Annotated in this window: 13 protein-coding genes and 1 pseudogene; 3 read left to right on the top strand and 11 right to left on the bottom strand. The window is 67.0% G+C overall.

Annotated elements, in window-relative coordinates:
* Window positions 1-11 precede the first annotated feature (11 nt).
* The 4 genes and pseudogenes from artA to LT972_RS12505 form a co-directional block, all read right to left on the bottom strand.
* Window positions 12-914 carry an archaeosortase A gene (artA, locus tag LT972_RS12515; protein ID WP_232570716.1) on the bottom strand — a complete coding sequence of 301 codons (903 nt, stop codon included), beginning with the start codon at window positions 912-914 and terminating at the stop codon, window positions 12-14.
* 145 nt (window positions 915-1,059) lie between these two features.
* Window positions 1,060-3,234 carry a DUF7827 domain-containing protein gene (locus tag LT972_RS12510; protein WP_232570715.1) on the bottom strand — a complete coding sequence of 725 codons (2,175 nt, stop codon included), beginning with the start codon at window positions 3,232-3,234 and terminating at the stop codon, window positions 1,060-1,062.
* A 345-nt stretch (window positions 3,235-3,579) separates the two neighbouring features.
* Window positions 3,580-3,672: pseudogene (locus LT972_RS14940) on the bottom strand (surface glycoprotein); the annotation flags it as partial.
* A 239-nt stretch (window positions 3,673-3,911) separates the two neighbouring features.
* On the bottom strand, window positions 3,912-4,937 hold the full coding sequence (locus tag LT972_RS12505) for an ATP-binding protein (protein ID WP_232570714.1): 1,026 nt from the start codon (window positions 4,935-4,937) through the stop codon (window positions 3,912-3,914).
* 76 nt (window positions 4,938-5,013) lie between these two features.
* Here LT972_RS12505 and LT972_RS12500 point away from each other — a divergent pair, with 76 nt between their 5' ends.
* Window positions 5,014-5,493: an Ig-like domain-containing protein gene (locus tag LT972_RS12500; RefSeq protein ID WP_232570713.1), complete on the top strand. Its 480-nt coding sequence runs from the start codon at window positions 5,014-5,016 to the stop codon at window positions 5,491-5,493.
* Here the strand turns inward: LT972_RS12500 and LT972_RS12495 are convergent.
* From LT972_RS12495 to LT972_RS12470, 6 genes are all read right to left on the bottom strand, one after another.
* A complete protein-coding gene (locus LT972_RS12495) occupies window positions 5,490-6,221 on the bottom strand; it encodes a protein-L-isoaspartate O-methyltransferase family protein (RefSeq protein WP_232570712.1) in 732 nt (243 codons plus the stop codon). The genes LT972_RS12500 and LT972_RS12495 overlap by 4 nt on opposite strands.
* Window positions 6,222-6,242: 21 nt before the next feature.
* Window positions 6,243-7,151 (bottom strand): methyltransferase domain-containing protein, encoded by a 909-nt coding sequence (locus LT972_RS12490; protein ID WP_232570711.1) that lies wholly within the window; start codon window positions 7,149-7,151, stop codon window positions 6,243-6,245.
* A gap of 55 nt (window positions 7,152-7,206) precedes the next feature.
* The gene (pcm, locus tag LT972_RS12485) at window positions 7,207-7,839 is read right to left on the bottom strand and encodes a protein-L-isoaspartate O-methyltransferase (protein WP_232570710.1); all 633 of its coding nucleotides are present in this window, start codon (window positions 7,837-7,839) and stop codon (window positions 7,207-7,209) included.
* A 1-nt stretch (window position 7,840) separates the two neighbouring features.
* A complete protein-coding gene (locus LT972_RS12480) occupies window positions 7,841-8,500 on the bottom strand; it encodes an HVO_0476 family zinc finger protein (protein WP_232570709.1) in 660 nt (219 codons plus the stop codon).
* A 179-nt stretch (window positions 8,501-8,679) separates the two neighbouring features.
* The gene (locus LT972_RS12475; protein WP_232570708.1) at window positions 8,680-8,886 is read right to left on the bottom strand and encodes a hypothetical protein; all 207 of its coding nucleotides are present in this window, start codon (window positions 8,884-8,886) and stop codon (window positions 8,680-8,682) included.
* Window positions 8,887-8,956: 70 nt separating this feature from the next.
* A complete protein-coding gene (locus LT972_RS12470; protein ID WP_232570707.1) occupies window positions 8,957-9,820 on the bottom strand; it encodes a hypothetical protein in 864 nt (287 codons plus the stop codon).
* Between the two features lie 298 nt (window positions 9,821-10,118).
* Between LT972_RS12470 and LT972_RS12465 the strand changes: the two genes are divergently transcribed.
* Window positions 10,119-10,889: a helix-turn-helix transcriptional regulator gene (locus LT972_RS12465; protein WP_232570706.1), complete on the top strand. Its 771-nt coding sequence runs from the start codon at window positions 10,119-10,121 to the stop codon at window positions 10,887-10,889.
* Window positions 10,890-10,918: 29 nt separating this feature from the next.
* Here the strand turns inward: LT972_RS12465 and LT972_RS12460 are convergent, their stop codons facing one another.
* Complete coding sequence (locus LT972_RS12460; protein ID WP_232570705.1) at window positions 10,919-11,866, bottom strand: aminopeptidase; 948 nt, start codon at window positions 11,864-11,866, stop codon at window positions 10,919-10,921.
* A gap of 119 nt (window positions 11,867-11,985) precedes the next feature.
* Between LT972_RS12460 and LT972_RS12455 the strand changes: the two genes are divergently transcribed.
* Window positions 11,986-12,993, top strand: a complete 1,008-nt coding sequence (locus tag LT972_RS12455) for a type II glyceraldehyde-3-phosphate dehydrogenase (RefSeq protein ID WP_232570704.1) — start codon at window positions 11,986-11,988, stop codon at window positions 12,991-12,993.
* The last annotated feature ends 52 nt before the right edge of the window (window positions 12,994-13,045 follow it).

The following is a 13,045-nucleotide window of genomic DNA, read 5'->3' as shown; positions in this document are numbered from 1 at the left end:
CTCCGTCGCGACTACTGCGCGAACCGCGCTGTCACGTCGTACTCTTTCCCCGTCGCGATGTACAACACGTCCTCGATGACGCCCCCCAACTCGGGGATGATGCGCAGGAGCGCGAGCGTCAACACCACGAGCACGACGACGGAAAGCGACTGTGCGAGCACGCGGTCCGCGAACAGGTACGACACCATGTTCGGGCTCGGCGACCCGAACATCATGTCTACGAGTGACTCCACGACGCCGCCCGCGAACCACTGCTCGCCGTGCGCGATGGCGATGAACACCACGCGCACGATGTTCAGCCCGTAGATGATGGGGAACGTAATCGCGACCGCCAGCAGCCGACGCCGCAGCGGCGCGTCGACGGCGAGCGCCAGCCCGCCGACGATGGACATGCTCCCGACGCCCGTACACGCCAACAGCACCGTCGTCGTGAACCGGTGGCCGGCCTCCCCAGTCACCTGATTCTCGCCGAGGAACACGTACTTCGCGTGGTAGCCGTGGTCGCCGTCCACGATGGGCGGATAGTAGCCGAGTTGCGCCATCACCCACTCGCCCTGCTGGGCGACCGTCTCGATCATGAACTGGCGCAGCACCTCGATGGTCTGGAACGGCAAGTACAGCAACCCCATGATGGCGACCGCGCGCGTCAACGTCTCGGGGTTGCGCTTCCCCGCGCCGACGAGGTACGCCGTGTACAGGCACGCGGGTACTGCCGCCGCCGCCAGCACGCCCTCGATGATGCTCTGCTGAGTGAACGCGAAATGCGGCGTCAACAACCCCCAGAACGCCGCGAACAACACCCACGCAGTGACTGCGAGGTATCGACTCCACTGCCGCGACTGTCCCTGCAGGAGCGCGCTCGTCCCGAACGCCCCGACGACGAACCACGCGAGCGCGTCAGTCACGGCCGTCATAATCTCGTCGGAAACCACGACCGTCCCGCAAATATGCGTGTCGGTCCCGGTGGGACGCGTCCCGCGACAGCGCCGCCGCTACCCGGCGTAGCGTGCGAAAGAAAAAACGAATTCGGGTCAGCGACTGGAGTGGTCTCGGGGTGCGTTACTCGCGCAGGGCGAGGAGCGCAGCGCCGAGGACCGCGACCAGCGCGATGCCGACACCGAAGCCGGGGACGCCACCGCCGGAGGAACCGTCATCCTCGGTGGTGTCGTCGCCACCGTTGCCACCAGTGTCCTCGGTGGTCTGCTCGGTGGTCTGCTCGGTGGTCTGCTCGGTGGTCTGCTCAGTCGTCTGTTCGGTGGTCTGCTCGGTGGTCTGCTCGGTGGTCTGCTCAGTCGTCTGCTCCGTGGTGTCCGTACCAGTGGATTCGACGATCATGCCAGACACACCGGTGACGAGCTCACCGCCGGTCGCGACTTCAGTGACGGAGACAGTGAACGTGGAGTCCACGGCCGTGTCGCTGAAGTTCATCGTACCGGAGAACTGGCCGTCTTCGACGGTCAGCTGCTTCGCGGACTTGATGAAGCCTTCACCGGGGGTCTGCTGGGACTGCACGCGGATCGTGACCTGCGTGCCGTCCGCGAGCGTGGTCGTCCCGGAGATGGTCTGACCGTCCGCGTTCGCGATTTCGATCTGGTCGCCCTCGTACGTGAGCTCGGTCGTCTCCTCGACGACGGAGTACTCAGCGGAGACGCTCTGGTCCTCGCTGACGAGCTGCGTCGCGCTCGTCACCGTGAAGGTCGCGTTGTAGGCGTCGCCCGTTTCGAGCGAGCGGCCGTCGTCGTACGGGAGCATGTCGACGTCGCTAACGACGTAGAACGTGTCGTTCGCGGCGTCGAGAGCGACCGTGGCGTTACCCTGCTGCAGGGCGGTGCTCACGTTGATGACCTTGGCTTCACGGTTCTGACCGACCGTGGCCGCGGTCTGCTGGATGGACAGGCTGACTGCGCCGTCCTCGCTCGCGTTGATGAACTTCTGCTCGACGGTGCTGCCGTTGTACGCGTCGATGGCGCCGTAGATACCGGAGGCGCTGAACTCGTGAACGGCGTAGTCGCCGGAGGCGATCGTGTCGTCCTGCGTGAGCGGGCCGTCGGCGATGACGTCAGCCTGCGCGACGGTGCCCGGTGCAGTCCAGATGTTCTGGCTGTTGATGCTGCCCTGACGGAGGTAGAGCTGACCGATGTCCTGCGCGTTGCTCACACCGCTCGCGCGGACAGTGGTCTGGTAGGTACCCGTCGTGATGGGCGCCGGCAGGGTGGACTCGTCGTTGACGGCGACCGTGTCGCCGGAGTCGTCAGCGACGTAGTAGGCGTCGTTGCCCTGCATGTCGCCGCGGTTCGCACCCATCGTGTAGGTGTTGGCCTTGAATTCGACGTAGCCGTCACCGTTGTTGTCGGTGACCGTCAGGTCGGCGACGTAGCCGGCGCTGTCGGAACCGATGGTGATGTTGGCCGTGTTGGCGGAGGTCAGGGAGACGTTGAACGTCGCGATGTCGCCGCGCTGCTGTTCAACGGTACCCGTGACGAAGGTCGCTTCCGCGTCCTGCGCCTGCGTGACCTCGATGGTCGCGGTGTCCGTGGCCGTCGTGTCCGTCACGTCGACCTCGAACGTGTAGTTGCCCGCTGCCACACCGTCGAAGTTGAGGGTGTGCGGGCTGGTTGCTTCGATGTCGGAGACAGTGATGAAGTATTCACCGTCGTCGTTCTGCTCGACGTCACCTTCGCTAATCCCGGAGAAGGCCTGCGCGAAGTCGGCCTTAGCGAAGCCGGGGACGGTCACCGTCGCGTCGTAGTCGTTGCGGAGGTCGGAAGCGACGGAGAGGTCGACTGTGGTACCGTCGTTGACGACGGAGCCAGCGCCGAACTCAGCGGAGATGGACTGCTCGACGATCTCGAACTCGGTGGTGCTCCGGTTGAGGTCGCCGCCGCTGAGGAAGTAGTCGCTCGTTTCGAGGCTGGACGTGTCGAAGGTGACGTAGAGGCTGTCACTGACGGTCAGCGTCTGGGCCGGCGTCGAGGAGCCGCTGCCGGTGCTCTGACGCAGCACGACATCGTCGCCGCGGTTGAGGTTTTCACCGTCAACGTCGACCGTCACAGTCTGACCGGAGTAGACCAGCGAGTCTGCAAGCTGGCTCCCACTGCTGAACGTGCGGTCTGCAGAGGGTGCGTCAGTGTCGTAGATGGTCAGCTGCTGGAAGTCAGTGAACGCGCTGTCGTTGGCGTCACTGTAGTCCTGGTCCGCGTTGGCGTCGACTGCGAACTCGGCCTGTGCCGTCACCGTCCCGTCGACATCGCTAGGCGCGGCAACCGTCTCAATGTCGAACGTGACGTTCACCGTCTCACTGTTGACGCCACCGGAGTCCTGCAGCGTAACAGTGACAACGTTGGTGGTCGAGTTAACGTTGTTCGAACCGAACGTAACGTTACCAGCGTTAACAGCGGTGTTCGTCACACCGGCGCTGGACGTATCGAGAGCGTCCGGCAGGGCCACTGCGAATACCTGATTACCGTTACCACTCGTGTTGACGCCCGTCGCTTCGAGCGTCACCGTGTGCGTGTTAGTCGTACCTTCGTCGACTGCCGCCGGCGAAATGCTGCCGCCGTTCGTCGACGCCGCAGCGGCTCCTCCCGTGAACGCGATGCCGGCTGCGAAGACGCTGCCGATCATCAGCGCAGTCAGGAAGACCGCGCGGAGCTTGTTTGTGGTTTCTGTCATGGTTTTGTTGAACTGCATCGGTCGGCACCGTTGTCGTCCTCACCCACGGAGGGCGATACTGGACGCTGGCACCAGTGGGTAGGGGTGTACGGGACAACAGGCGTTATCGGTAAATACTTTGTGTTATTTTCACTTCTTAGTGGCACGAATCTGTGTGACTGTCTCACACGATAGTGGGCGCGAGAGGCGCTGAAACCGCCGGTCGCGCTCTCGGTGTCACGCACCCGCACACCGAACGTTTAAGTAAGGTTTCGACGGTTCGTCGGCGCGTTTGCGGATGCGCTACGACCTTCGTGCTCGGTCCGTCGCTCGCGCACGCGAACCGAACACGCCGCCTCCGTCGCGTCGTCGACCACCAGCGCGTCCCCCGTGGAATGCGGGAGCCGGGACGCCACGTCGCCCGAGAGGAACGTCGGTCGCGCGTCGGCGAGCGCCGCCACGTCGCGCTCGCTCGTCAGTCGGTGCGCGACGAGCAGGTCGGACTGCGAGACCGCCACCTCCGGGAGCGCGCTCGGGCGCTGGGTCGCGAGCACGACGCTCGCGCCGGGCGCTCGCCCGCGCGTGAACAGCGTCTCCACCGCCGACGCCGCGACACCGCTCGCGCACGCGTGCGCCTCGTCCACTAACAACCACGGGAGCCGGCTCGCGCGGTCGTCGACCGCCGCCCGATACAGCGCCGTCGCGACGGCGTACACGACCGCCCGGAGCGCCGCGCCCTGCAGGTGCGTGCAGTCCAGCACCGCGCCGCCGTCGAGCAGCGACGCGACGCCCGGCGCGCTCGGGCTGAAGCAGTCCCACGACGCCGCGAGTGCGAGGTGGTTCGACGCCGCCCGCACCGCCGCCGGGTCGGCGTCCCGCGACTCGACCCACGACCGCATCCCGTCGAGTGTCGTCTCGGCTTCGGCCGCCCGCCACACCAGCGTCCCCGCCGGACTCGTCGCGTCCAAACCGAGCAGGTCACACCACGCCCGCGGCGGCAGCGCGCTCGCTCGCGTGCGCGCCCGAACTACCTCTATTCCCGCCGCCGACAGCCCGCCGAACGCCCCCATCGGGTCCACGACAACGGGCGCGACGCCCGACGCGTCCGTCAGCGCCTCGGCGAGCACGCCGAGCGTGTAGGACTTCCCGCTCCCGCGCTTTCCCACGACGACGCCCGCGTGCGGCCCCGAGAGGTCGACGCCCACGCGCTCGCCGACGCTCCCGTCCGCCGCGAGGTAGTGCCCGAGCGTGCCGTGCGGTCGCCCGTCGCCACCGAGTACGTCCATGGCCCGGGCTGGTCGCCTTCCCGGACAAGAACTCTCGCACGAGGCTTTATGCCGGAGAGCACGACCACCGCCTCCCATGTTCGACCCGAGTCCGTACCTGCCTGATTCGCTGCACTACGGCGCGTTCGCGACCGACGAGCGCGCAATCGAGGGGCTGCCGGTGCGCCTCGTCATCGCGTTCGTCGTCGGCGTCGCGACGCTCAGCGTGATGCTCAGCATGGTGTCGGGCGTGAACACGCTCGGCGTCAGCGAACTCGACGCGAAACCCAGCCCCGACGTGGTGACGCCCGGCGACCAGACCATCGACGTGACCGCGGTGGACGCCGACGGCGACCCCGTCTCGGGCGCGACTGTCGTCGTGAAAGCCGGCACCGCCGACGTCGACGGCGTCGCCACCGCTACCACCGGCGACGACGGCGTCGCGACGCTCGACGTCGCGCCCGAACTCGGCCCGAACCAGGCCGAGGGAACCCTGAAAATATCGCTGAAACCGCCTGCTGGCACAGAGTACGTCGACCGCCGCGAGAACACGGCGGTGCTGGTGGTCGCGGACTAGCGGCGCTCCCAGTCGATCCACTCCTGTTCCCAGCCGGCCCGGGACTCGGCGCGCGCCGCCGAGCGCTCGCGGTCCTCGCGCACCGTCCGGTTTCGCTCGACGGCGCTCGCCTGCTCGCCGTCCACGAGCAGCGGCGCGAACGCGATGGGGCCGAACACGCCGGCGACGCCGTCGCCGTCGGCGGCGACGAGTCGCTGGTCGCTGGCGCCCTCGGGGTAGACGACCCGGCCGCCGTCTGCGAGTTGGTCGACGAGCGCGCGCGGTACTTCGACGGTCGCCGCCTCCACGAGCACGCGGTCGAACGGCGCGTACGCCGGGAGGCCGTCGCTCCCGTCGCGGCAGTCCACGAGCACGTCGCCGTAGCCGGCGTCCGCGAGGTTCTCGCGCGCGTCGTACACGAGCGCGCGGTCGATGTCGACGGCGTGGACGTGTGCGGCACCGACTATTTCGGCGAGCACGGCGACCGTGTAGCCGACGCCCGCGCCGACGACGAGCACGTCGTCGCCGGGCTCGGGCAGGAGAGCGTCCACCATTCGCCCGACCGTCGTGGGCGCGAGCACTCGCGTGCCGCGGTGCTCGAAGGCCTGGTCGGTGTACGCGCGGTGGCCCGCGTCCACGAACTCGTGGCGCGGCACCTCCCGCATCGCCGTCCCCGTCGGGTGCGCGTCGACGCTCCCCTTCGACGCGAGCGCGTCGACCATCTCGTCCCGGAGCGCCGCGAACTCCATACGTTCGGATTCGCGCCCAGCCTATTCAACTGCGCGCCTGCGCCCCGCGACGAGTCGGTACGCCGTCCCCGGGACGTCGCTCTCCCTGACGCCCTCGAAGCCGGCGTCCCCGAACCACTCGCCGAGCGTCGCGGCCGCGTGGCACTCGCCGGCGTCGGTCGTCGCGAGCAGTTCCGCGGTCACGGCGGCGTCCGGCGTCTCGCCCCGCAACACGTCGACGTGGACGGCGTACCCGCCCTCGGCAGTCGCGTCTCGCGCGGCTTCGAGCAGGCGTCGGTTCTCCTCGGCGCCGTGCTCGCGGGCGACGCCGGCGTGGAACACGAGGTCGAAGTCGCTCTCGATTCCTTCGAGGGGGTCGCCGGCGACAAGTTCGACGCGCTCGCTGTCCAGCAGGGGTTCGACGGCGTCCACGACGCCCGGTTCGGCGAGCAGCGTCACGTCGAACCCGCGGCGCGCGAACTCGCGGGCGTGGTGGCCGGCGCCCGCGACGACGAGCACGGAGTCCGCGTCGGCGTGCTCGCGGACCGCGGCCGTGACCGCGGCGCGCACGCTCGCGTCGTCCTCGGCGGCGGCCGCGCCGAGCCGGTTCCGGAGTTCGTCGCCCCGGGGCTTCGGCGGGTGGCCGCGCTCCATCGTCTCCGGGAGCGCGACGAGCGCGTCCACGTGGTCGAGCCGTTGGGGGAGCGTGCCGATAGAGCGCACGTCCGTCTTCGTGATGAACCCGAGCATCCGGTTGGTCGGTTCGACGCCGTCGCTCACGCGTTCCAACAGCCCCATGTCACAGAGCGCGTCGACGGTGAGTTCGGCCGCACGCGGCGTGATGCCCGCGCTCTCGGCGACGTCGCTCGGCGTGTCGGCGTCGGAGACGAGCGCGTCCAGCACGCCCGTCTCGCGGGCCGCCCGCAGCAACAGCAGTTCGCGGTAGTCCATACTCGCCGATACAGCGCCGCCCGGATAAACGCTCTCGCCGCGGCCCGGATTTCGACTACTCGCCGCCCTGCATCCGGACGAACCGCACCGCGCCCTCGTCGCGTTCGTCCAGCGTGCCGTCCTCGCGTTTTGCGGCGTACACGAGGCGCTGCCGGTCGGTCCCGAGTGGCGCGACCAGCCGACCTCCGTCTCGGACTTGGTCGACGACGGCGTCCGGGAGGCTGGGCGCGGCACACGTCAGGTAGGCGGCGTCGTAGGGCGCGCGCTCGGGCCACCCGTCGTGGCCGTCGCCGACGCGAACCGAGACGTCGCCGTAGCCCATGCTCGCGAGGTTCTCTCGCGCTCGCTCGGCGAGCGACTGGACGTACTCCACCGAGTGGACGTTCTCCGCGCCGACCAGTTCGGCGGTGACGGCGGCGTGGTAGCCACACCCCGCGCCGATTTCGAGCACCGCCTCGCCCTCCTGCAAGTCGAGGACGCTGGCGACGATGGCGACCATGTGCGGTGCGCTCACCGTCTGCCCCTCCCCGATTTCGAGCGGGCGGTCGTCGTACGCGGCGTGTCGCTGGTCGTCGTCGAGAAATTCGTGGCGTGGCACCGCGCGAATCGCGTCCGCCACCCGGTCGGTGACGTTCGGGCGCGCGGCGAGCGCGTCGGCCAGTTCCGCTCGGTCGTCGGCGAGCGTCATCCTACCAGGCGGACCACGCGCGACTCGACTCGTCCTCGCCGTAGACGCGTTTCACGTCTTTCGCGAACACCGAGTCGCCCTCCTCGCCGAGTTTCGGGAACTTGTACGAGTCGACGGCGCTCTCCCGGACGTGGATGCCCGTCACGGAGAACTCCTCGTCGCCGAACTCCACGCTGTCCCCGACGACGAACTCCTCGTCGCCCGGCACGTGGATAGTGAGACTCCGCGAGTGCTCGTCGTCGCCCTCCTTCGGGTGGACCGTCACGTCCACGGAGACGTTGTCCACGGCGCGCGTCCACAGCGTCTCGATGTCTTCGGCGTCGGCGCGCGTCGTCCGGTCCTCCGGACCGACCTCGATGCTCGTCACGCGCACCTGTGCGATGGTCTCCTCGGTCTCCACGATGAACTCGTCGCCCTCGTAGACCGTCTCCTCCGGGTCGAACTCCCGCTTCCCGGTGAAGGAATCGCCGTCCTGCGAGACGACGACCTCTCGTTGTACGGTCGTCTCGTCCTCGAAGGCCTCCTTGTGGACGTGGCCGCAGTCGGTACACTCTATCGTCGCCTGTCCCCCGCCGGTCGTCAACACTTCGTGCACGGTTTCGAGGTCCGGCGAACACGACGGACACTCCACGGGGACGTGCTCCCCAGCGGTAACGCTCATACAGGCGTTAGCGTCCGCGAACGTAAAAGCGCGCTGAGTCCGCGCGAACCGCTCGCAGCGAGGTGCCACCGCGCAATCTTGGACGGACCCGACGTAGCGGCGAAACGGTGGGTGGCCACAGGCCCCCTCGGCTTTCACGCCGCCCGACAGCCGAGTGGTAGCGAGGTCGGTGGCCGGGGTTAGCGATGGACCGCGAGACGGAGAACTGCGACGACGAGCCCGAGTGCGACGCCCGCGAGGAGGCTGAACCGCAGGGAGTTGTCGTTGAGGTAGAGGACCGTGGCGAGCGTCGCCAGCACGACGCCTCCGATGAGCAGCGCCTCTCCCTGGAGACCGATTCGACTCCGGACGAACGAACCGTCGTCTGACTCGTTGGAACTGGCCATACGAAAACACGTGGTTTGGTTGAAGGAAAGTTTTGGCTGGTGGCGGGCGATTCTCCGATTGGACGTGCAGTTACCGGAACGGGTGGCCGGGCGGAGCCGTGTCGGTGGGCGACACGAAGTGCGACTCGTCGGTGACGTCGTAGCCGACGGCAGCCACCGGGATGTAGTTCGGAACTGTCCCGAATATCGTGTCGACTTCGTTCACGCCCGCGGTGATGGAGTCCGTGTCCGAGACGAGCGCAATCGCTCCACCCAGGAGCGTGACCGCAACGGCGAGCCCGGCAGACGACACGTAGGTGGCGATTGCGGCGGCCACAGTCGTGATGCCGATGTCGTTGACTCGCTGAGTGAACTCGATTGCGCCGCCCTTGAACTTGTGGGTGTAGTTGCCGTGCACCGAGCAAGACCCCGTCTCGGCGCTGACCATCTTCTGTCGCTCGATGACTCCCTCATTGTCCATGGGCTGGACGCCGGTCGCCGTCACAGTCGGCTCCGGCTGCCGCCTGGTCAGTGATTTGAACTCGGATTCGTCGATTTGCGCCACCGCTAGCTCGTCGTCGGTGCCGTCGCTGACTCCAGGCCCCGAAATCGCCGCGTCGCTCGTGGCCGTTGCGTCCGTTGGCCGAACGACCCGGGTCTTGAAGTAGTCCGTCGCCTCGACCTTCCCGTTGCCGTCGTATTTGACGACCTTAACGACGTATTGGAGGACTGTCGACGCCTTCGTCGGGTGGTCGGTTTCACCGACCTTCCGGACGGACTTGATGTCGACGTTCGGCTGCCCAGTACTATCGGTAGCGGCGGCGTTATTCGAGAACCCAGCGATGGTGGCTCCGGCCACGGCGGTGCCGCCGATTCCCTGGAGGAACGTCCGGCGAGGGACAGTAGTTGAATCGTCCGACTCGACGTGCTCGGAAGTGGATCGTTCACCAGACATCAAAACACCATTTCCAATCGTAAAATTATAGCATTACTGGATAATATAATTACGCGGCGGAAGCAATCACTCGGACATTGGGTGCTCGCTCGACGATTGACGTTTCTCTCGTTAGTCGCGGACTTTCACAACGCTGGCAGTCGCTTCGTCACAACAACTGGCCGGAAACCGAGGTTCCTGCCAGTCGAATAAAGAGAAGTGTGTCCACAAATTGTCCTCCACAATGTAATTTCGGGTACTTCTCACTGATGGTGAAATTACACGGTATACTTATTCTAAACTAATAGAATACCGTAATATGTCGGCCAGTTCCGGGGTTCTCCAGGTCGTTCACAAGCGCTTGGACATACTGCGGTACGTCTGCGACCAACACCCCTCCAAACGGAAGTTAGCGGACGCAGCCTCGAAATCGCGCGCGACGGTCGACCGGGCTGTCCGCGAACTCGAAGAGCACGACCTCGTGTATCGGACGGACGGCCAGTGTAAGCCGACACTCGCCGGAGCGAAGGCCTGTGAACTGTACGTCGACGTCGAGGAGTCGTTTGCCGTCCTCGACGACGTAACACCGGAACTGTCGGCTCTCTCACCGGACGCGGACCTGCCGTCTACCCTCTTCCGTGACGGCTCGGTGTTTCAACCGCCGGCGCGTGCTCCGTACGAGCGAATCGAACCCCTTTACGAGGACCTCAGCCGGGCAGATTCGCTGGTCGCGGTCACCCGCGTATTCCTCTCACCGTACGTGGACCAAACCATGTCTCGTGGAGCGAGCGGCGAGATGGACCTCGAGTTACTGGTCGACGAAGAGATGATCGATGCGATGCCGGACGCACAGCATTCGGTACTCCGCGAGTGCATCGACTCCGGAGCGACAGTGTACGCCGTGGACGAACCTCCCGACTATACACTCTTCCTCGTCGACGGCGAACGGCTCTACGTCGCGCTGTACGCCGACTCGAATCACCTTTCGGCGGTGATTCAGAACACGGGAACCCGGGCTGTCGAGTGGGCGGCCGACCGACTCTCGCGGCTCCAACGCCGGGCCACCCAACTCTCGGCGGCGTCAGTTTGAGATTCTAGGCGGAAGTCTCGTTTCGCTCGCTACGCTCGCGGCAACTCGACTTCCTCGCCGTCCGCGTACACGGTCGGCTCTCGGATGATGCCGTCGAGGTGGAGGGGGGCGTCGGTGTCGCCGCCGATGCCGGCGTCGTCGCCGATGGCGATGTGGACGGTGCCGGCGGCCTTCTCGTCGAGGAGGACGCTCCCGACGAGGCTGGTGACGGCGACGTTCGTGCCGATGCCGAGTTCCGCGAGGTTGTAGGCGTCCCGGCCGACTTCCTCGCTGGCTGCTTCGACCTGCTCGCGCACGTCGTCGTCAGAGATGTGGGTGACGTAGCCGTCCTCGACCTCGAATTCGAGTTCCTCGCCGTCGGCGAGCAGTTCGTGGGGCATCATCGTGCCGTCCACGACGTACGTGCCGTTGGCGTCCTCGGGGGAGACGAACACCTCGCCCGCGGGGAGATTCGAGAAGTCGCCGTCGTCGTGGACGATGCCGGTGTCGTCGCGCCACGCGCGGTCGCCCGGTTCGAACGTGATGTCCGTCCCCTTCGACGTCGTCACGCGAATCTCGTCGGCGCCCTCGACCTGCGCGAGCACGTCCTCGCAGTGCTGGGCGATGGTCTCGTAGTCAGCGTCCAGCCCCGTGGTGAACACCTCCTCGGTGATGCCGGGGAGCGTCGCGCCGCGGGCGCCCGCCTCGTTCGCGGCGCCCCGCGCTCGCGTGTGACTCAGGCTCTTCGTCGTCGGCGCGAGGAACACGTCCGCGGACTCCATCGCGGCCGCGACCGGCGCCGGCGGCTCCTCGCCGTGCTGGTCGCCCGGCGGATACCGGACGATAGTGGCGTCCTCGGTGATTTCGCTCGCGACGTCGTAGAGCGCCTCGCCGATGGGCTGTCGCTTGTCGTCGGTGACGATTACGCAGGACTCCTCGGGCTGGAGGCCGAGGCACTGTTCGACCGCGGTCTCCGCCGCCGCGCGCAACTCTGTCATGGCTCGTGTTTCTGCCGGGGTCGCGTTAGGTCTTGCTCATCCGGCGCGGCGTCCTTACTCTCCCCGTTGTAAATCGCTTCTACGAAACGATTATCCGGCGTCCCGTGGGATGCTCCGGTATGATTCGCGTCGGCATCAACGGCTACGGCACCATCGGGAAGCGCGTCGCAGACGCCGTCCGCGACCAGCCCGACATGGAGGTCGTCGGCGTCGCCAAGACCCGACCGAACTACGAGGCCGAACAGGCCCTCGAGCGCGGCTACGACCTCTACGCCGCCATCGAGGACCGCGCGCACAAGTTCGCCGACGCCGGCATGGAGACCGCCGGCCTCGTCGACGAACTCGTCGCCCAGAGTGACGTGGTCGTGGACGCCACGCCCTCCGGCATCGGCGCGCAGAACCGCGACCTCTACGAGGAGTACGACACGCCCGCCATCTACCAGGGCGGCGAGGACGCCGACGTGGCCGACGTGTCGTTCAACGCGCGCTCGAACTACGACGAGGTCCGGGGCGCCGACCACGTCCGCGTCGTCTCCTGTAACACCACCGGCCTCTCCCGTCTGGTCGCGCCGCTCCGCGAGGCCTACGGCGTCGAGAAGGTGCGCGCGACGCTCGTGCGACGCGGCGGCGACCCCGCCCAGACCGGTCGCGGCCCCATCAACGACATCCTCCCGAACCCCATCTCGATTCCGAGCCACCACGGCCCGGACGTCAACACCATCTTCCCGGACCTCGACATCGACACGCTCGGGATGAAGGTGCCCGCGACCCTGATGCACATGCACAGCGTGAACGTCACGCTCGAAGCCGAACCCGACGCCGAGGAGGTCCGCGAACTGCTCGCCGACCAGTCCCGCATCATGGTCATCGACGAATCCCTCGACATCGAGGGCACCGGCCCGCTGAAGGAGTACGCGATGGACATGGGGCGCCCGCGCGCCGACCTCTGGGAGAACTGCCTCTGGGGCGAGTCCGTCACCACCGAGGGCCGGGACTTCTACTGCTTCCAGGCGATTCACCAGGAGTCCGACGTGGTGCCCGAGAACGTCGACGCCATCCGCGCCATCACCGAGAGTGCCGACGCCGCCGAGTCCGTCGCCACGACGAACGACGCGATGGGCATCTGACGCCGACGCCGCGGTTGTCGGAATCCCTACTTATTTGGTGTCGGACCAGTAT

Origin of the sequence: Halobacterium litoreum (genome assembly GCF_021233415.1) — an archaeon.
GTDB classification, from domain to species: domain Archaea; phylum Halobacteriota; class Halobacteria; order Halobacteriales; family Halobacteriaceae; genus Halobacterium; species Halobacterium litoreum.
Note: the sequence above shows the minus strand (reverse complement) of the source record. Positions and strands in the feature narration are given on the sequence as shown.